The organism is Marinobacterium rhizophilum DSM 18822, from assembly GCF_000378045.1.
GTDB classification, from domain to species: Bacteria; Pseudomonadota; Gammaproteobacteria; order Pseudomonadales; family Balneatricaceae; genus Marinobacterium_A; species Marinobacterium_A rhizophilum.
In genome coordinates, this window is record NZ_KB899090.1 from 366,410 (window position 1) to 386,747 (window position 20,338).

General features: G+C 59.6%; 15 protein-coding genes and 1 tRNA gene. 8 read left to right on the plus strand and 8 right to left on the minus strand.

What is annotated here, in order from left to right; genetic code table 11:
* Nucleotides 1-17: 17 nt before the first annotated feature.
* Nucleotides 18-1,175, minus strand: coding sequence for an acyl-CoA dehydrogenase family protein (locus tag F451_RS0103515; RefSeq protein ID WP_020679972.1), 1,158 nt, complete (start codon nucleotides 1,173-1,175; stop codon nucleotides 18-20).
* Nucleotides 1,176-1,233: 58 nt separating this feature from the next.
* Nucleotides 1,234-2,727, minus strand: a complete 1,494-nt coding sequence (locus F451_RS0103520) for a CoA-acylating methylmalonate-semialdehyde dehydrogenase (protein ID WP_020679973.1) — start codon at nucleotides 2,725-2,727, stop codon at nucleotides 1,234-1,236.
* Between the two features lie 179 nt (nucleotides 2,728-2,906).
* On the opposite strand from F451_RS0103520, the gene F451_RS0103525 reads away from it, so the two are divergent.
* Nucleotides 2,907-3,806, plus strand: a complete 900-nt coding sequence (locus F451_RS0103525; RefSeq protein ID WP_020679974.1) for an AraC family transcriptional regulator — start codon at nucleotides 2,907-2,909, stop codon at nucleotides 3,804-3,806.
* 84 nt (nucleotides 3,807-3,890) lie between these two features.
* Here F451_RS0103525 and F451_RS0103530 read toward each other — a convergent pair whose 3' ends face one another.
* Complete coding sequence (locus F451_RS0103530) at nucleotides 3,891-5,072, minus strand: acetyl-CoA C-acyltransferase (protein ID WP_026291475.1); 1,182 nt, start codon at nucleotides 5,070-5,072, stop codon at nucleotides 3,891-3,893.
* 391 nt (nucleotides 5,073-5,463) lie between these two features.
* Here F451_RS0103530 and F451_RS0103535 point away from each other — a divergent pair, with 391 nt between their 5' ends.
* The 7 genes from F451_RS0103535 (at nucleotide 5,464) to F451_RS0103570 (ending at nucleotide 15,403) form a co-directional block, all read left to right on the plus strand.
* Nucleotides 5,464-5,883, plus strand: a complete 420-nt coding sequence (locus F451_RS0103535) for a MerR family transcriptional regulator (protein WP_020679976.1) — start codon at nucleotides 5,464-5,466, stop codon at nucleotides 5,881-5,883.
* Nucleotides 5,884-6,006: 123 nt separating this feature from the next.
* Complete coding sequence (locus F451_RS0103540; protein WP_020679977.1) at nucleotides 6,007-6,645, plus strand: peroxidase-related enzyme; 639 nt, start codon at nucleotides 6,007-6,009, stop codon at nucleotides 6,643-6,645.
* Between the two features lie 76 nt (nucleotides 6,646-6,721).
* Nucleotides 6,722-8,413, plus strand: a complete 1,692-nt coding sequence (locus F451_RS0103545) for an AMP-binding protein (protein WP_020679978.1) — start codon at nucleotides 6,722-6,724, stop codon at nucleotides 8,411-8,413.
* A gap of 590 nt (nucleotides 8,414-9,003) precedes the next feature.
* Nucleotides 9,004-10,137 (plus strand): substrate-binding domain-containing protein, encoded by a 1,134-nt coding sequence (locus tag F451_RS0103550; protein WP_083928327.1) that lies wholly within the window; start codon nucleotides 9,004-9,006, stop codon nucleotides 10,135-10,137.
* A gap of 27 nt (nucleotides 10,138-10,164) precedes the next feature.
* The gene (locus F451_RS26535) at nucleotides 10,165-13,251 is read left to right on the plus strand and encodes an EAL domain-containing protein (RefSeq protein ID WP_020679980.1); all 3,087 of its coding nucleotides are present in this window, start codon (nucleotides 10,165-10,167) and stop codon (nucleotides 13,249-13,251) included.
* A gap of 438 nt (nucleotides 13,252-13,689) precedes the next feature.
* Nucleotides 13,690-14,268 carry a PA14 domain-containing protein gene (locus F451_RS0103565; protein ID WP_169434430.1) on the plus strand — a complete coding sequence of 193 codons (579 nt, stop codon included), beginning with the start codon at nucleotides 13,690-13,692 and terminating at the stop codon, nucleotides 14,266-14,268.
* A gap of 529 nt (nucleotides 14,269-14,797) precedes the next feature.
* Nucleotides 14,798-15,403, plus strand: coding sequence for a TerD family protein (locus tag F451_RS0103570; protein WP_020679983.1), 606 nt, complete (start codon nucleotides 14,798-14,800; stop codon nucleotides 15,401-15,403).
* A 200-nt stretch (nucleotides 15,404-15,603) separates the two neighbouring features.
* Here F451_RS0103570 and F451_RS0103575 read toward each other — a convergent pair.
* The 5 genes from F451_RS0103575 to F451_RS0103595 all read right to left on the minus strand — a co-directional run bounded on the left by F451_RS0103575 (nucleotide 15,604) and on the right by F451_RS0103595 (nucleotide 20,092).
* Nucleotides 15,604-15,680: transfer RNA gene (locus F451_RS0103575), tRNA-Val, on the minus strand.
* A 278-nt stretch (nucleotides 15,681-15,958) separates the two neighbouring features.
* Nucleotides 15,959-16,609 (minus strand): glutathione S-transferase family protein, encoded by a 651-nt coding sequence (locus F451_RS0103580; protein ID WP_020679984.1) that lies wholly within the window; start codon nucleotides 16,607-16,609, stop codon nucleotides 15,959-15,961.
* Nucleotides 16,610-16,752: 143 nt separating this feature from the next.
* The gene (locus tag F451_RS0103585) at nucleotides 16,753-18,579 is read right to left on the minus strand and encodes an adenosylcobalamin-dependent ribonucleoside-diphosphate reductase (protein ID WP_020679985.1); all 1,827 of its coding nucleotides are present in this window, start codon (nucleotides 18,577-18,579) and stop codon (nucleotides 16,753-16,755) included.
* Nucleotides 18,580-18,871: 292 nt separating this feature from the next.
* Nucleotides 18,872-19,543, minus strand: a complete 672-nt coding sequence (locus F451_RS0103590; RefSeq protein ID WP_020679986.1) for an alpha/beta hydrolase — start codon at nucleotides 19,541-19,543, stop codon at nucleotides 18,872-18,874.
* Nucleotides 19,544-19,744: 201 nt separating this feature from the next.
* The gene (locus tag F451_RS0103595) at nucleotides 19,745-20,092 is read right to left on the minus strand and encodes an FKBP-type peptidyl-prolyl cis-trans isomerase (RefSeq protein WP_020679987.1); all 348 of its coding nucleotides are present in this window, start codon (nucleotides 20,090-20,092) and stop codon (nucleotides 19,745-19,747) included.
* Nucleotides 20,093-20,338: the final 246 nt, after the last annotated feature.

The window sequence follows — 20,338 nt, forward strand, 5'->3', positions numbered from 1 at the left end:
CCGTTCCTTATATGCCGCTACAGCAGCTCGGCGGCATTTTCGCTCAGCAGCCGGCGCGAGATAATCAGCCGCATGACTTCGTTTGTGCCTTCCAGAATGCGGTGCACGCGGCTGTCGCGTAGATAGCGCTCCAGCGGGTACTCCTTGATATAGCCATTGCCGCCATGCAGCTGCAGTGCCTCGTCACAGACCCGGAACCCCACATCGGTGGCAAAACGCTTGGCCATGGCGCAGTAGGTCGAGGCATCGACATGACCCTGATCCAGCTTGCTGGCCGCCAGACGCACCAGCTGACGCGCGGCGACCAGTTCGGTTGCCATGTCGGCCAGCTTGAACTGCAGTGCCTGAAAATCCGCCAGCCGCTTGCCGAACTGGCGCCGCTCCAGCATGTAGGCCCGCGCCTCGTTCAACGCCTGCTGCGCGGTACCCAGCGAGCAGGTGGCAATGTTGATACGGCCGCCATCCAGCCCTTTCATGGCCAGCTTGAAGCCTTCGCCTTCCGATGCCAGCAGATTGGCGACCGGCACTTTCACATCATCGAAGGTAATCATGCGGGTCGGCTGGCTGTTCCAGCCCAGCTTGTCTTCCTTGCGGCCGTAACTGATGCCGTCACTGTCGGCATCGATCACCAGGGCCGAAATCCCCGCCGCGCCGGCCCCGCCTGTTCTGGCCATAACGACCAGCACGTCGGTGCTGCCGGCGCCGGAAATAAAGCATTTGCTGCCGTTGACGACGTAGTGGTCACCTTCACGCCGCGCTGTGGTTTTCAGCGACGCGGCATCGGAGCCGGCATTGGGCTCGGTCAGGCAGTAGGAACCCAGCTTTCCACCACTGATCAGCTCGGCGGCGTACTTGTCGCGCACCCCGTCGGTGCCGAAGGTCGCCACCATCCAGGTCACCATGTTGTGAATGGTAAGATAGGCGGTGGTGGACGTGCAGCCCATGGCCAGCTGCTCGAAAATAATGTGCGAATCCAGCCGGCTCAGTCCCATGCCGCCCTGTTCCTCGGCGGTATAGAGTCCGCAGAAGCCCAGTTCACCGGCCTTCTTCAGCACGTCCACCGGAAAGTGAGCCTGCTGGTCCCACTCCCCCGCGTGGGGCGCGAGTTCGTTTTCGGCAAAGGCGCGCGCCATGTCGGCGAACGCCTGCTGCTCTTCGTTTAATTCAAAATCCATGCATGTGCCTCCGCGAGGATCCAGCGAGGGCGTCGCAGCGCCCTCGGGAATGCGCCTGTTACTTCAACTGAATCGTCATGTTGGGACCGCCGGCAATATCATCCTCGAACCAGCGCGCGGTCACGGTCTTGGTTTCAGTGTAGAAACGCACCGCCTGCTTGCCATAGGCATGCTGATCGCCATAGAAGGATTTTCTCCAGCCGGTGAACGAGAAGAATGGCAGGGGCACCGGCACCGGCACGTTGATACCGACCTGGCCGACCTGAATCTCGTGCTGGTACTTGCGTGCCGCAGCCCCGGAGGCGGTGAAGATCGAAGTCCCGTTACCATACGGATTGGCATTGATCAGCTCGATGGCCTCATCCAGCGTGTCCGCTTCAATGGCCACCAGCACCGGACCGAAGATCTCCTCACGGTAGATCGACATCTGCGGCGTTACCTTGGTGAACAGCGTCGGGCCGACCCAGTTGCCGTCCGGTGCACCTTCCACCACACATTCACTGCCATCGAGCACGCAGTCCGCGCCCGCATCCTTGCCTTCCTGGATAAAGCGCAGCACCCGCTCACGGGCCTGGGGATTGATCAGGGGACCATAACCGGCCTTGGGATCATCCCAGCGACCCGGACGCACCTGGGCCAGGGCTTCTCGCAGCTCCGGAATCCAGTTGCGGGACTCGCCGACGAACACCGCCACCGAAATGGCCATGCAGCGCTGGCCGCCAGCGCCCACGGACGCCCCCACCAGGTTATTGATCACATGCTGCTTCTGCGCATCCGGCATGATCACCATATGGTTCTTCGCACCCGCGAAGGCCTGTACGCGCTTCATGTTGGCCGTACCGGTGCGGTAAATATGCTCACCGACGGCAACCGAGCCCACAAAGGAGATAGCCGGGACATCGGGGTGATGCAGAATCTGGTCGACCTGCTCCTTGCCACCATGAACAACCTGCAGCAGGCCATCCGGCGCCCCCGCTTCCTTGAACAGCTCCGCCAGGCGCATCGGCGTCAGGGGGTCCTGTTCGGACGGTTTCAGTACAAAGGTGTTGCCACAGGCAATCGCCATGGGAAACATCCACAACGGAATCATGGCCGGGAAATTAAAGGGGGTGATGCCGGCGCAGACGCCCAGCGGCTGGGTGTAGCTGTAGCAATCAATCTTGCGGGCCACGTTTTCAACAGTCTCGCCCATGGACAGGGAGGCAATGTTGCAGGCGTGCTCCACCACCTCGATACCGCGCCAGACATCACCCTTGGCATCCTCAAATGTCTTGCCGGTTTCCTTCGCCAGAATCGTGGCGATCTCGTCGTGGTGCTGCTTGAGCAGGTCCTGGTAGCGCAGCATCAGGCGCGCGCGCTCGGACACCGGCGTCTCTTTCCAGCTTTCAAAGGCCTTTTTGGCCGTTGCCACCGCCAGATCGACTTCCTCGGTCGTGGCACAGGGCACCTGTGCGATGACTTCCTGGGTGGCAGGGTCGGTCAGCGGAATCCACTGCTGTGTTTCACTGCGGCGCATTTCACCGCCAATCAGAAGAGGAACATGCTGTGTCATTGCTATCACCTGTTTATGGTTACTGTTATCGGGTGTTATCACGGCGGCCGGTCTGGGCCGTTACTGCACAATAGGTTCTTTGTACCATGGAGGGCGGGCTGGGCTGATTGATAATCTTGCGCACTTGATGGACTATATTGTCATCCACTACATAGTTTCCCCAACTCAGGACTGGCGCCATGAGCACCCCTTCCAGCTGGCCACTGACGAGCGACAGCATCCGCTTTGTTATTCCCAAGCGCATGGTTGCCGCGCTGGCCGCCCATCCTTTGAGCGCCCAGCTGTATCCGCTGGGCATCGGTTACTATCAGCATGCCCGCGGGCACCATATGCAGCGTACCCATCACGACGACAACCTGCTGATCTACTGCCTTGAGGGCCGTGGCAGACTGACCCTGAACGGGCGTACGCGCACAGTCAAACCGGGGGATCTTGTGATACTGCCGCGGGGACGCAGCCACAGCTACGAAACCCGTGACCAGGATCCCTGGAGCATTCTGTGGGTCCACTTTGAAGGCGAGCTGGCGGCGGAATTTGTCCATCCGCTCGACGCTGACGACGGCTCGGCACTGTTGCCACTGGGGATTCATTCCCGCCTGGTGGCCGACTTCGAGGCGCTGCTCGATGCCCGCCAGGCCAGCCACAACCTGGCCGCCTTTGTGCACTGCGCCAATCAGCTGCGTCAGCTTCTGACACATATTGCGCTCCTCAAGCCCATGGCAACGCGCCAGGCCAGCGACAGCATGGACCTGGAAACCATCCACGGCCTGATGCAGGCACGGCTGCATGAGCAGCTCGATATCGACACCCTGGCCCAGGCCGTCAACCTGTCCAAGTTTCATTTCATCAAGAAGTACAAGGCACTGACCGGCACCACACCCATCAGCCACTTTATCCACCTGAAGATTGAACGGGCGTGCCACCTGCTGGACGTCACCAGCAAGGGTGTCAACGAAGTTGCCTGGGCGCTGGGGTACGAAGATGCCTATTACTTTTCACGCATCTTCAAGAAAGCCATGGGCATGTCCCCGAGCCAGTACCGACGCATCCGGCTCGGCGGCTTCAGCTACAAGAGCTGAAGCCCGTGCAGGGGCTTTGTATTGACTCAAAACCCCTGCACAGGCCTTAAGATTCAACGCCAAAAGGGCAACGTCGGCCTGGCGTCACATCAGTTCGATTGCCACCGCCGTGGCTTCACCGCCACCGATACACAGGGACGCAATTCCCTTGCGAAGGCCACGCTGCTTGAGCGCATGCAACAGCGTCACCAGTATGCGCGAACCACTGGAACCAATCGGATGACCCAGTGCGCAGGCACCGCCATGCACATTGACCCGGGCGGGATCGAGCCCCAGCTCGCGCACTGCCAGCATGGTGACCACGGCGAAGGCCTCATTGATCTCGAACAGGTCCACCTCGTCGGCTTGCCAGCCCGCCTTGTGCAGCACTTTTTCGATGGCACCGATGGGTGCGATGGTGAATTCCTCCGGCAACTGGGCATGGGTCGAGTGCGCCACAATGCGTGCCATGGGCTGCAAGCCCCGTTGCTGCGCCTCGGCACCGGCCATGAGCACCAGGGCCGAGGCGCCGTCGGAGATGGAACTGGAATTGGCCGCCGTCACTGAACCGTTCTTCGCAAAGGCCGGTTTCAAACCGCGAATTTTGTCAGGCCGGGCATTGCCGGGCTGCTCGTCGGTATCCACTTGAGTATCCCCGCCCCGGCCAGCCACCGTCACGGCGGCAATCTCGGCCTGGAAAGCGCCGGATTCAATCGCCGCCAGCGCTTTTTCCAGCGAACCGATGGCAAAATCATCCATGGCCTCACGGCTTACATCAAAGCGATCCGCGGCCTGCTGTGCAAAGGCGCCCATAAGCCCGCCCTTGTAGGCATCTTCAAGGCCGTCGCAGAACATGTGATCGATCACCTGGCCGTGTCCCATGCGCATGCCCTGGCGTGCCGCAGGCAGCAAGTAGGGTGCCCGGCTCATGTTTTCCATGCCGCCGGCGACCATCGTGAGCGCGGAACCGGCAAGGATCTGGTCGTGGGCCTGCATCACCGCCTTCATGCCGGAACCGCACATCTTGTTCACCGTCGTGCACCCCGTTGCGACCGGAATGCCTGCGGCCAGGGACGCCTGGCGTGCCGGTGCCTGGCCGAGGCCCGCCGGCAGGACGCAGCCCATCAGCACCTCGTCGATATCCTCAGGCGAGAGCCCGGCCCGCTCCACTGCCGCCGCGATGGCGGTACCACCAAGCTGCGGTGCCGGCACCGTCGAAAACGCGCCCATCATGCCCCCCATGGGAGTACGGGCTGCGCCCAGAATAACCACCGAATCCCGACTCATAAACACCTCGCAATAGACACTAGACAGACGTTTTACAGTTTACGTAAACGTAAACCTACGCGTGAACATAAAGTTAGGACCGGGAGTGCACAACGACCCCTCCCCGACCTGCGGCCGCACCTGCCACCAGGGTGGCAGGCACGATTTATAGGCGTACTGTCGCGCGTTTGGGGCACTGGGGTCAATCTCCAGCACACAAAAATAAGGGCTTACACCTACTACTTTAGTCTAACAAGAATCTTGTTTTCTGCCTCGACCCGGCTTTCTCTTCCCTTATCTTTCAGTCACTTACAAAACCTCCACAGACTGCGCTAAGCTTTCAGTCATCAGAGAAGGATATTTACGTTCACGTAAACTTGTTTTACCCTCGGATCCAACCAAAGAGTCAGACATGAATACACAAACCAGCTACTCCATCAGCGATCTCGCGAAGGAGTTTGACATTACAACGCGCAGTATTCGCTTCTACGAAGATCAGGGACTGCTCGCGCCGCAAAGACGTGGTCAGACGCGCATTTACAGTCGTCAGGACCGGGTGCGTCTCAAGCTGATTCTGCGGGGCAAGCGGCTGGGGTTTTCGCTCACCGAATGCCGCGAACTTTTCGAACTCTGGGATCACAGCAGCAGCGGCAGCGAGCTGCAACTGCGGCTGATGCTCACGCGAATCGCAGAGAAAAGACAGGCACTGGAACAGCAACTGCGCGACATCGCCATGATGCAGCAGGAGCTCGACGGCGCCGAACTACGCTGTAACGAAGCGCTGAACGCTCTGATATCCGAGGGCAAAGACGCCAAGGCCGCACAGAAATAACGCTCCGTCCCACACTGCTGGGAGCGTGGGCGATTACACCCTGTACAGGCATGGCGACAGTCAGCGCATTAATGCTGATACCAACAACGCCGGCACCTGTGCCAGGCAGGGAAAAACGCCACCATGCCCCAGACCAACGACCGTCAGCGCCAGGCCCCGGTTACCGCGCTGAACCTGCCCCTTCCGGCGCCCGAGGACCTGCCGGAGCCAGTCGCGCAGTATTTTGCAAAATGCCAGGAAAAACTCGGCCTGGTACCCAATGTTCTCACCGCGTACAGCCACAACCTTGAGCAACTCGACGCCTTTACCCGCGTCTACAACGAGCTGATGTTTGGCGCCAGCGGCCTGAGCACGCTGGAACGGGAGATGATTGCCGTCGTGGTCTCGGCTCAGAACCGCTGCTTTTACTGCCTGAGCGCCCACGGTGCCGCCGTACGTCAATACTCTGGTGACCCTCTGCTGGGTGAACAGCTGATCATGAACTACCGGGTCGCCAACCTGGCGCCGCGCCAGCGCGCCATGCTGGATTTTGCACAGCGGCTGACCGAGCAGCCCCAGGCCATCGAGGAAGCCGACCGCCAACATCTGCGCGAGCAAGGCTTTAGCGATACCGATATCTGGGATATCGCCAGCCTCACCGGCTTCTACAACATGACCAACCGGCTCGCCGGCGCCGTCGAGATGCAGCCGAATCCCGAATACCACGCCAGCTACCGCACCAGCGTCGCCGAGGAGCCTGCCGACGACCCGGGTGCCGCCTGAATTCCCGCCCCGAGCCCGGCGCCAGCCCCATTTGTTTCGACTGATTGAGCCATAAAAACAACGAGGTTCACACCCCATGAGCAATGCACTTCCCAGCTATACCAGCGGCACCTCGGATCAGCCTCTGATCGGCATGACGATCGGCGACAAGTTCGACCAGACGGCCGCCCGCTACCCAGACAATGACGCCCTGATCGTGCGTCACCAGGGCATCCGCTGGACCTATCGCGAACTGCAGCAGCAGGTCAACCGCTGTGCCCGCGCACTGCTGGCCATTGGCATCAAGCAGGGGGATCGTGTCGCAATCTGGTCACCCAACAATGCCCAGTGGACCACGCTGCAGTTTGCCACGGCCAAGATCGGTGCCATCCTGGTGAACATCAATCCGGCCTACCGCCTGCACGAGCTGGACTACGCGCTGAATCACTCGACCCCACGCCTGCTGGTCACCGCCGAGCGTTTCAAGAGCTCAGACTACACCCAGATGCTGTATGAACTGGCCCCCGAGCTAAAGGACTGTGCGGCAGGCCAGCTGAAGGCCACCCGGGTACCGCAGCTGGAAATGGTCGTCAATCTGGCCGAGCAGCCCCATGACGGCATGTGGAGCTGGCACGACCTTATTGAAAAGAGCGCTGGCGTGGACGATGCAACCCTGGCACAGGCCCAGGCCGACCTGCAGTTTGACGACCCGATCAACATCCAGTACACCTCAGGCACCACCGGGTTCCCCAAGGGCGCGACGCTGTCGCACCACAATATTCTGAATAACGGCTTCTCTGTCGCACACAGTATGGGCTTCACCGAAAAGGACCGACTGGTTATTCCGGTGCCGCTCTATCATTGCTTTGGCATGGTAATGGGGAATCTCGGCTGCATCACCCACGGCGCCACCATGATCTATCCGGGCGAAGGCTTCGATCCCAAAACCGTGCTGGACACCGTTGCCGAGGAGCGCGCCACCGCCCTTTACGGCGTGCCCACCATGTTTATCGCCGAGCTGGATCACCCGGACTTCGCCGGCTACGACCTCAGTTCGCTGCGCACCGGCATCATGGCCGGCTCCATCTGCCCGGCTGAAGTCATGAAGGCCGTGAACGCCAAGATGCACATGCAGGAAGTGCAGATCGCCTATGGCATGACCGAAACAAGCCCGGTATCGACCCAGACGGCTGCCGACGACCCATTCGACAAGCGCGTCACCACCGTCGGGCGCACCCAGCCCCACCTGGAATCCAAGATCATAGATCCAGCGACCGGCAAGATCGTCCCGCGCGGCAGCATCGGCGAACTCTGCACCCGCGGCTACAGTGTCATGCTGCGCTACTGGAACAACCAGGCGGCGACCGAGGCTGCAATTGACTCGAACGGCTGGATGCACACCGAGGATCTCGCCTGCATGGATGACGAGGGCTATATACAGATCGTTGGCCGCATCAAGGACATGGTGATTCGCGGTGGCGAGAACGTGTACCCCAAGGAAGTCGAAGAGTTTCTGTACACCCACCCCGCCATCTCCGACGTACAGGTCACCGGCGTACCGGACAAGAAATTCGGCGAGGAGTTGATCGCCTGGGTCAAGCTGCAACCCGGCGCTCCCAGCGTCAGTGCCGATGACCTGCGCGCCTTCTGCAAGGGGCAAATCACGCACTTCAAGATTCCGCGCTACTTCAAGTTTGTCGAAGAGTTCCCAATGACGGTGACCGGCAAGATTCAAAAATTCAAAATGCGCGAAATATCGATAGACGAACTGGGTCTGGACAAGGACTGACCAGGCACACCCACCACGGCCTCCAGGGCGACACCGTGCAGCAGCAGGCGCTGCTGTACGGTTTGTGGAGCCCGCGCTCCCTCCTATATTTGCTCAGCGTGCGCACAACAATGAGCCTGGCCCCGATGCCACAAGGGCTTATTTCAGCCATCAGACCCGGGGCCTGAGCATTGCCCCCCAGGCAGGCCCCAGGTCACCCGCAGCCCTGATAAACCGGCCGGCAGGCAGATTCACCACTTCATCTGCGTATTAACCGGGCGGAATCTTGTGAAATCCCCGAATTTTCATGGGCTCGCATTGGCCGTTGGACGTTGGTGGCCTGTCCTGCGCCACTGTATTCAACCGCTGCTGACGACCTAACTTGCCACCGGATCAATATCGCGCCGGGTGAATCACAAACGCAGGATAATTAGAGTTGCATCGTTTAAAATAAGGCTCGACACAGCCTGGGCCGCACCGCCTGAAGCGACTGCCCTTTATCATGCCAGGCCTGTGCTTGCATCCGACGCGGGGCCTGGCCTACAGTGGACGGCCTGGACAGGCCTCAGTACGACGGTTCTGAGGCTATCTAATGGAATAGGGATATCGTCATGCGTCTAGCCAGGAACTACCACTTATTGTCACCGCGCCCAAAGCTGGGTTGCTGTCTGGCATTCATCATATTTCTCCTGATGCCGGCGGGGGCCTTCAGTGAAGAAAACTTCACGCCGCTGGATGAGTACCTGCAGCAGCACCCCGAGCAGATCAGCCTCATGGCAGATTTTGCCAGCGTCGTCAGCGGCCCTGCCGTCGCACTAAACCAGCCCCAGAACAGCCCCGTACGCATCGCGATTATCTATCCGGCCTTTCAGAACTCGGATTACTGGCACCTCAGCATCAAGGCATTCGAAGCGCGGCTCAAGGAACTGCAGATCACCTATGAACTGATGACGCATCTTTCAGCCCTCGACGATGACCCCTCCGTGCTGGCGACCCAGCTGCAGCGGTCACTGGACTGGAAGCCGGACTACCTGATATTTACCCTCGGTGCACTGATACATCGCCAGCTGATCGAAACAATACTGGCGCAGAAGAAACCCAAACTGATTCTGCAAAATGTCACGACGCCGCTACAGGACTGGTCTGCCCACCCACCCTTCCTGTATGTCGGCTTCGATCATCAGGCCGGTACCCGCCTGCTGGCGGGAAAAATGCTTTCCGACAGCCCGAGCCAGTACGCCATGCTGTACCATTCCCACGGCTATATCAGCCAACTGCGGGGAGACACCTTTATTCGCCTGGGCAACGACAAACCGAATACTCGCCTGCTCGGCAGCTACTATACGGATAATGACCCTGACCGGGCGCGTGATGCGACACTGCAGGAGCTCGATCGTCATCCGCAACTGAACATGCTGTTTGCCTGCAGCACCGATACTGCCCTTGGTGCCATCGAAGCATTGCGCCTGCGTGACAAGCTCGACCAGGTGACGGTTAATGGCTGGGGCGGCGGCCGGCCCGAGCTTGAAGCCCTGGGCCGCGGAGAACTGGACCTTACGGTCATGCGCATGAATGACGACAACGGCGTCGCCATGGCCGAAGCAATCAAGGCCGAACTGGAACAACGCTCCGATCAGGTACCCCAGATTTTTTCCGGTGAAATGGTACTGATTACGAAAGATACCCCGGCAGTTGAACTCAATGCACTGACAGACAAGGCTTTTCGTTACAGTGCAGCTGAATAAAACTGCGCGCAGGCAAGGAGGCCAAAATTGCGTAAACTGAGTTTTACCAGCACTGTGTTGGGCATCGTCATCACGGCGACACTGGCAATTTCGTTGCTGTTGCTGGCACCCGCCTACCAGAGTTCCATGCAGGTGCTTGAGCAGGAACAGGCGCTTTCGTATCGACGCCATGCTGCCCTGATCAACCAGCTTTTTGACAGCCACTTGCAGGGAATCGCGCGCTCATCCGCAACGCTTGCCGAAACCCAGCAACTGATCAAGGAAGCCAGCACCGGCAATACTGCGCAAATCAAATCACTGTTACAAAAGAGCATTAACAGCCGCGCGGGCGACCACATCCAGGCCTTCGCCGTTCAGCTCAAGGATGGCCCCCTGACCCTGGTGCCAGGCGCCGCACTCTTCAATATCTACCTGCCCCTGGCCGAACTCGCATCGAGCCGGATACTGCCCGACACCTGGGCAACCCTGACAACCCGGCAACAACAGCAGGACTACCAGCTGCTGCGTCTGAGCCTGCCCATTATTGCCGCGCCTTTCGGCGAGGTTATCGGTTATCTGCACTCATTTGTGATTCTCAATGACAACTTCTGGATACTTAATCAGATCCAGTCAATGTCCGACGCTCGGGCCATTGGCCTCTATACGGACAACCGGCGCATCGGCGCCCTGGTTGAAGCGCAGGATCAGCTGAGCGTACTGGATGCCAGTACGCATGGCGCAAGCGATGCACCGATACCTGACGGCACGGTGATACAGTCCCACGCCCTGTCCATAGGACCGGACAACCGCTTCGAAGTCCGACTGCTTCTTCCAGACCACGCCGGCAACCTCATGCGCCATTCCCTTGCAGGAAAAATTGGCTATGGCCTGCTCGGTGCCCTGCTGACAGCGGCCTTGCTGGTGCTGGTGCTCTGTCGGCTCACCCAGCGGCCGATACGGCAACTGCGTCGCTATGTCGAATCCGTGCCCGGTACCAAGAGTGCGTTCAGTGCTCAAACACCTGAAATGGAACCGCTGAAAGACGCCGTCGACGCCATGCTGCAGCGCCTGCGAAATAATGAAAATCAACTCGCAACGATCCTGTCCAATACGCCCAACCTCACCTTTATCAAGGACCGCGAGCTGCGCTACCGCATGGTCAACCGAGCCTGTGCCAAATCCATTGGCCTGAGCGAAAACCAGATCATCGACCGGCGCGACCAGGACCTCTACCCGGACGCACTTGCACAACAACTCACCCAGGCAGACCGCCAGGTGCTGGCCAAAGGCACGCAGGTCCGCATCGAATACAGCAGCGATACCGCTAACCTTGGCCGGCGCGATTTTTTTGGCACCCTGTTCCCGACACTGGACAATAACGGTGATATCGAGGGCATTGGCGGCATCATCGTTGATATCACCGAGTACAAGCTGGCTGCCAACCACCTGAAACTGGCCGGCGAGGTATTCGACCACGTTAACGAAGCAATCCTGGTGCTCGACGAGAACAAAAACATCCTCGTCAGCAATGCCGCCTTTACGCGTATCAGTGGCTTTACCCCGAATCAGGCCTGCGGCAAGCCTCTTCGGCCCCTGACAGAACGACCACAGTTGGTGCAACAGCTTGAACACAACGCCCAGCTGCAAAGTGAAACGATTCTGCTGCGGGCCAACGGCGATATGATGCCGGTCTGGCTGTCGGTGTCACGCCTGCCGAACGACGTTACGGGTAACAGCACAGAAAGCCGATACGTCGCCGTATTGTTCGACATAAGCCAGATTCATGACACCGCGCAACCGCTTTCGATCCTATCGCGCTATGACGGCCTCACCGGACTCCCTAATCGCCAGCTATTCTGCGAGCGGCTGGAACGGGTCATACGCGGGGCAGACCAAAACAAGGATACCGTGGCGCTGCTTTTTGTCGACATTGATGATTTCAAGAGCATTAACGAAAGCCAGAGTCACGCTGTAGGCGATCAGTTGCTGCGCGAAACGGCCAAACGGATCGAAAGCTGTCTGCCGCCGGGCGAAACCCTGGCACGCCTGGGTAGCGACGAATTCTGCATTATGCTGGAGAATATTCCCGACGCCAGCAGCAGTCATACCGTTGCACGCACTATACAGCAGGCCTTTCAGCGGCCCTTTTCGCTGAACAACGTCGAAACCAATGTGACCTGTACCATCGGTATTGCCCTGTTCCCCGACGATGCCACAGACGCCAATGCCCTGCTGGCCAAGGCCGACAGCGCGGCGCACCATGTCAAACCGCAGAGCCGCAACGCCATCCACTTCTTTGACACCGGTATTAATCAGCAGGCCAGGCACCACCAGCAACTTAACGACAGCCTCAGGCGCGCACTGGCCAATGGCGAACTCTTTATGGAGTACCAGCCGCGCTTTGATATCCAGGGCCGGAAAATCCTTGGCGCCGAAGCCCTGATGCGCTGGCAACACCCGGAGTACGGCCTGGTGTCGCCTTACACCTTTATCCCCCTGGCCGAAGAGTCGGGCATGATCCTGCAGCTGGGCCCCTGGGCACTGCAGCAGGCCTGCAGCGCGGCCATGGAGTGGAATCGCCAGAGCCCCTACCCGATCCCGGTATCAGTGAACCTGTCACCACGTCAGTTGCGCGATCCGGAAATGATACCCGATATCTGTGATGCTCTGCGGCTCAGCCAGCTGCCGGCTGAACTGCTGGAACTGGAAATTACCGAAAGCGTCGTTATTGAGGATATCAACCGCATACTTGGCACTCTGCATGAACTGCGTGACATCGGCATATCACTGTCCATTGACGACTTTGGCACCGGCTATTCATCCCTGGCGTACCTGAAGAAACTGCCCGTCAACACCCTCAAGATCGACCGTTCCTTTGTCATGGACCTACCCGGTAATACCCACGACGAAAGCCTGATTGAGGGAATTATCACCATGGCCCACAGCCTGCACTTAAAGGTCGTGGCCGAGGGGGTAGAGACCCGGGCGCAACAGGATATTCTCATGAAGCTGGGCTGCGATGAGTTGCAGGGCTTCTTGCTCGCACGCCCCGGCAGTAGCGCCGCCCTGATCGAAATCGCGCAAAATACCGATATCAGCACCCCCATCGTGACCGAGAGTCTGGGCCGGCCCTGAAGCGCTGCTAATCGAAGGGTGAATAGATCAAACACAGATGCTAAATAACCTGGCCTGCAAACAGGTTCATTCATATCCTTATTCAGGCGGCAGGCGCCTATCGAGTGCTGCCCTCGGTGGTTGAACAGCGTCTGCAGGAGACCTGTCTTCGGGCGAATCCGGTTCCGCCCAAGCCCTGTTCGCCCGCGGAGCGGGGCTCCTGCAGTTTTTCGGCACCGCTGCCACCGACACTGTATTTGCCAGCCGGATCAATAATCATGGGCGCCTTCCTTGATGAAGAGCGGCCTACAGCACGCGGCAAACAGCCCTCCTGGCGGGATCATTGCCTTGGCCGGCGCCTTTAGGCAGAATGAATTGAATGCTGCCTGAGGGCTGGCGTTCCAATACCCCGAAAGGCCCGCGCCCATGGCGCAGGCAGAAAAATCCACGGGAGACACCATGCGCAAACTGATCCCCACCCGGCCCCTTGCCAGCCTGCTGAGCGCCACGGCCCTGCTGCTTTGTATTCCGGCCCAGGCCCAAACGCCCGTTGCCGCAGAGAACCTCCAGCCCGGACTTGAAGTTTGTTATATCAAGGGAATGATTCGGCATATTGACGAAATGATCAGGCTCGAAGCCAGAAAGCCCTGTGAGCCCGGGCCGAACCTTCGCCTGCTCAACTCCAGTGTCGGCGCAGGTACCGTACTGACCAGCGACCTGGACGACGGCGTCATGGCACGAATCACTGGCTTTATTCACCTCGACACCGCCGGTATCTACCGCTTTACGATGGAATCCAATGATGGCGTGCGGGTAGAAATCGACGGGCAGATGATCCTTGAAGATCCCGATGTGCATGCCGACCGCTATGCCGATTATGGCAGCATGGAAGTCACCGAACCTGGCTGGTATCCGCTCACCGTGCGCTACTTTGAGCGCAAAAACACCTCGACGCTGCGCTTCTTCTGGCAACCACCCGGTACAGAAGGCACCATGCCCAGGGTACCGGCCGAAGCGCTGGCCCACCGCAGCAGCTGACACGAGCACACCGAAAAACCAGGCCTGTACGTCAGGCCTGGTACAACAAGAAAGCCCGGCATGGACACAGGGCATGCCGGGCCTCCCCGCCCAGATGGCACATGACTGGCAGTGCCCATCGCGACAGTGCGCGACAATGCGCCAGCAGCTGACGCGCCACGCCCCTGCACGCGCACATTACCTAACAGACCAATGAACCGGGCTATACTCAGTGAGTCGACAATCCCTGTAGCGGTACGCAGATCATGTCGGCCTACAACGCAGGGTAAAGAACGGCGCCCCGACAGGCTCACCCAAGGGCCCGTATTGTCGACAAGACGATACAATCGCCGCTCTTTGATCCAGTCATAAGAATCCAACCGAGAACCACCGTGGAAAACGGGGCGATGCAGAGGCCGGTCGAGTGCCGCACTGTCGAGTGCCGCGCTGTCTCGCCTTCCAGCAGATACAGCCTGATTCAGCCCCCTGAGTCCCTGCTTAACCCGGCACGGACGGGCGGCAGCACGCTTTATATGGCAAGGAGCGCCACATGACCGTCACACTGAGTAAAAATGAATCGATCTCACTGGAAAAAACAGCAGCCGCAACACTGTCCCATATCAACATGGGCATCGGCTGGAATCCGGTGAAAAGATGGGGAATCCTCGGCATTCTGCTGGGCCACGATGACATCGACATAAATGCGTCGTGCCTGGTCCTGGACAGTACCGGGGACTTACTCGATGCAATCTGGATCTGGCGGCGCACATCGCGGGATGGTTGCATCGAACACCGCGGTGGCAATCTCCGTCGCGCAGCGACGGGCGACGACGAAACAATCAGCGTTGAGCTGAGCCGCCTGCCCGCAGGTGCACAGTACCTGGTCTTCACCATCAGCAGCTTCAGTGGCCAAACGTTTACCCATATTGAAAATGCTTACTGCCGCCTCGTGAACCCTTCCAACGACACGGAACTCGCCCACTTCAACCTTTCGGAAAAAGGCCACCACACCGGCGTCATCATGGCGTACATGAAACGCAACACAGCCGGATGGGAACTGACGGCCCTGGGCGCAGCGGGATCTGGCAAGCGATTTGAGGACATCGTGCGTGATGCACAGAGGGTCTGTCAGCAAGTGAGCAGCGGCGCTGCATGAACGCGACCGAAGGTCTTCAGCCCCTCTGGCGTCACAGCGTCAGGCTCGGCAGAGACAGCGCCTGCCACCTGGGTTCGACATGCAGTCCTTGAATCCGAGGATTGCGAGGCATTGCCAGTCAGGTTTGGAAAAATTTGGGAAAACCACAAACAAAAACAGCGGGCCGCTTTCGCTGACCCGCTGTTCTTGTTTACCAAATTTGGTAGGACTAAGCGGACTCGAACCGCTGACCCCCACCATGTCAAGGTGGTGCTCTAACCAACTGAGCTATAGTCCTGAAGAGATGGTGCGTATTATAGTGACGCCGACTTCGAACGCAAGCCTTTTCTTCTATTTTTTTCCGATTGCTTTCAGCAACTTAGCACACTGTTTAAAAACGCAAATGCCGCCGCCAAGCACCGTCAGCCGCTAGCCGCCTGCAACGTCACCTCGAGGGAATGACGATGACAGCCACCGCAGGTCCCGGCGGGCGTCCTTTCCTGCCCGCTACCGGTTGCTCGATCTCTACGCGGCTCAGCCAAGACCCGTACCTGGGGCCAAGCCGTCAAATGCCGTTCAGCGCCCGACCTCTTCAGCGTCGATGACCTCCGGCTCGGCCTCGGCCTGTGCCATCCACTGACGCAGCGCATGGGCGCTCAGCAAATGCTGCATATAGCCTGCTGCCTGTTGCGACAGCTCGATCCCGTACGTGCGAAAACGAAACGCCACCGGTGCGAACATGCAGTCGGCGATCGAGAACTGCCCGAACAGCCAGGGACCGGCGGCGGCATGACGCTGGCGGCAGCCCGACCAGATACGATCGATGCGTGCAATTTCCCGCCGCAGCGCGTCGGTGAGCTCTACGCGGCGCCCCATGGCGCGGCAGTTCATCGGCAGTCGGTTACGAATCTCGGGGAAGCCTGAGTGCATCTCGGCGCTGCAGGCGCGGGCTTCGGCCCGCACCGATGCAGATTCGGGCCAGCCTGCCCCACCCAGGTAAACCTCCGACACATACTCGCAGATTGCCAGCGAATCCCAGACGGTCAGTCCATCGTCCAGCAAAACCGGTACCTTGCCGGCGTCGCTGCAGGCGGCGATGCGCGCCTGAGTATCGGGCTGGTTCAGCGGGATGCGCTCTTCCTCGAACGGGATGTTATGGAACGACAGCAGCAGCCAGGGCCGCAGCGACCAGGACGAATAGTTTTTGTTGCCGATGACCAGTTTCAAGGGTCCTTCCTCTATGCACGCCAATTGGTAATGTTTTGCATTATAAGCACCATTGCGATTAGCGCGTTACCGTCAATTTTCATCGAGCCGACGCGATGGGGAATCCGGCCCGATGATGGGAATGAATGGGATGCCTGTCCCGATCAATCGGCTTCCCGCTCGGGCGTGCAGCACTGCCTTGCCGTATCCGGTGAACCTTCCGGGCTCAGAATCGAACCGGTCACCGAGTTCGGCCGAAAGGCAGTACACCCCTTGAGTCCCAGGGCATGGGCGCGACGATAGAGCGCCTCAAAGGCCTCGAAACTGCAGTCTTCGCGTACATTGATGGTCTTGGACACGGCGTTGTCGACGTGCATCTGCAGCGCCGCCTGCATGCGCAGATGCGCATCGCTATCCAACTCACCGGCCTCGACAAAGGCCCCGGGAAGCGCCCCCCGGCCGCCGCTGTCACGCCACAGCGCCACGGCGAAGTCCGTCAGCTCGCAGTCGTGGAAACGGCCGTCGGCCTGCAGTATGCGTCGGTGCTGGTGAAACGCATAGACCGGTTCGAGCCCGCTGGACAGGTTGTTGGCCAGCAGACTGATGGTGCCTGCCGGTGCAATGGCGCAGAGATGGCTGTTGCGGATGCCGTGGCGCGCAATGCCATCGCGAATATCGGCCGGCAGCCGCTGGACAAAGGCCGACTCGAGATAGCGCTCGGTCTGCAGCAGTGGAAAAGCACCTTTTTGTGCCGCCATGTCGATGGATGCCCGATAGGCGCTGTGACAGATGGTCTGCATGACCTGCTGCGCCAGTTCAAGCGCGGCCGGTTCGTCATACCGCAAGCCCAGCATGATCAGCGCATCCGCCAGGCCCGTCAGGCCCAGGCCGATGCGCCGGCTCGCCCTTGCCTGCCGGCGCTGGGCGGGCAGCGGAAAGCGTGAAACGCTGATAACGTTGTCGAGCATCCGCGCCGTAAGCCCGGCGCAGTCACCGATGCCCTGCAGATCCAGCCGCGCCGTGCGCCGGAACGGGTGCTCAACGAACCGGGTGAGATTGATCGACCCCAGATCGCAGGCACCGTACGGGGGCAGCGGAATCTCGCCGCAGGGGTTGGTGGCACTGATGCGCTCACAGTAACCAAGATTGTTGTCGGCGTTGATGCGGTCAACGAACAGCACGCCGGGCTCGGCGCAATCAAAGGCGGCGCGCATGATGCGCTGCCACAGCTCCCTGGCGGGCACGGTGCGCCAGACCCGGCAAGGCACCGGCGCATCCGTACCGGTCCAGGCGCGCTCGATGATGTTGGCGCCATTCGGCACCGCACCGGACTCCAGCGGAAACAGCAGCGGCCAGTCGGCGTCTTGTGCCAGCGCCTGCATGAAGGCATCGCTTATCTGCACGGACACATTGAAGTGGCGCAGTTCCCGCGGGTCCCGCTTGGCGTCGATGAATGCCTCGATATCGGGATGATCGCAGCGCAGCGTCGCCATCATGGCGCCACGTCGTGCACCGGTCGACAGCATCGTCGCGCACATACTGTCCCAGATACGCATGAACGACAGCGGCCCCGAGGCGATGCTGCCGGTGGTCCCCGCCCTCATCCCGGACGGGCGCAGGGTCGAAAAATCGTACCCGATGCCGCCGCCCTGGTGCATGGTGATCGCACCCTCGCGCAACGCGCTGAAGATACCGTCGATGGAATCATCGAGCAGCCCCATGACAAAACAGTTGAACAGCGTTACCCGGCGTCCGCTGCCGGCACCGGCGAGGATCCGCCCCCCCGGCAGAAAGGTGAAATCGCGTAACAGGGTATCGAAGCGCGACGCCCAGTCGCGACGCCCGGTGCCTTCGCCGCGGGCCAGCGCCTGTGCCACACGCTGCCAGGTCGACTCGATGCCGGGCTCCGCGCGTCCCGCTGTGTCGACAAGCCGGTACTTGTCGTGCCAGATACGGTAGGAAACGGCGTTGCTGAAGGGCTGTAGCTGCATGGCTGGCCTGCGCCAAAAGGTGTTTTCCTAAAAGTATAGCGAGACTGGCCCTGCGCACGGGCACATTGCCGTCACGTAAGTATGGGTACGTATACACCACCTGAACCTCCCCGCATGGAAAACCGCTCCGGAATCTGAAATCCGAGTGGATACCCGCGACAGACGATGTCAGCGTGCTCGAGACTCAACGCGTCCTCAGCGGCATCCTGCGTGCGGACTCGCAGGCAGCAGTGAATAGGTGTTTACAGGCAGGACAGGAGCCCGGAGCCTGGCGCAAGAACGGTGCTGACGATTAATTGAGCGCCAGCGTTGGTTTGAGCCAGTCGACAAAATCGACCAGTTCGTCTTTGATGATTTCGTGGTTCATCTCGTAAACATGTGTCTGGTGCGATACCTCCAGGCGCTGCAGGCACTCGCTGGCACGTTCGGCCCAGAACAGCGGCAGCTTGTCATCGTGACGTCCGTGGGCGATGAAGGCCGATAACGGCTGCAGTGCTTCGCGCGGCGCTATGCGCGGCTCCAGCTCTGGCAGAATGCGGCCGCTGAGCAGGCCGAACCCGGCCACCAGTGCCGGTGCACTCAAGCCCACACTGGCACTCATGATCCCGCCCTGGCTGAAGCCGGCAATCACGGTGGGTAGCGGCGGCTGTGCGCCAATGAACCGCAGTAGCAGCTCACGGCTGGCCTCCGCCTGGGCTTCATTGATACTGGGCCCCTGGGCGGTGAAACTGACCTGAAACCATGCATAACCTTCGGGCCCAGTCTGCAGGGGAGCCTGCAGCAGCAAGACCTCCAGATCGGCGGGCAGGTAGTCTGCAAAGCTGGCCAGGTTGGTTTCGTTGCCGCCGACCCCGTGCAAAAGCAGAAGGCGAGCCCGCGGCTCGACGGTGCTGTTGTGCTTGCGAAAGTGCAGGCCGGTTTGCGGCTCTTGCAGCAGGGTGGAAAAGTTGGCTGGAGAGCTCATATTGATATTGTCCGATTACAGATGGCTACCGGCATGATGGTACCAGCCCAGAAGTCGAGTTTAACTGGACTGTGTTGAGTTATTGGCTTTCTTAACGTGGGATATATGGGCTGGGGTCAGGGCAGCCCGCGTTCACGTGTTCAGGGTTCAGGGTTCAGGGTTCAGGGTTCAGGGTTCAGGGTTCAGGGTTCAGGGTTCAATTTAATCCCGATTCAGCGCTTCCAGCAGTTCAATTTCAAATATCAGATTCGAATTTGGCGGTATCTTCTCACCAAAGCCGCGCTCGCCGTAACCCATCTGCGCAGGCACCAGCAGTTTCCGTTTGCCACCCACCTTCATGCCTGTGAGGCCTTCGACCCAGGCAGCGATAACTTTCTTGCGGCTTAGTACCGTCTGAAACGGCTGACCTCTGTCGTACGAAGAATCAAACTCAGTTCCATCTTCCAGGTAGCCACGATAGTGAGCCGTGATCAAGGCACCGCCCTTTTTCACTTCAGTACCCGTGCCTTCAATCAGATCTTCAACGACCAGTTGTTCAAATTCAGCCATGGATTTTCCTGCGAGCTTCAATCGTTTTCACATCGCGGCATTCAATCACGCCTACTTAGAGGTATCAATGAGCAGTGACCCTAGCCCACAACGCTTATTAACCTGGTGTGCAAATAGGTTCCCTACCTATTTGCACATCACGCCACGGAAACGGGCGCAGGTGCGCGGACATGCTGGTTTCCGCGGCGTTCGCATTGGCCTGCGGCCAATGATGAAGCATCCCTGCTTCATGTATTAACCCGCCGG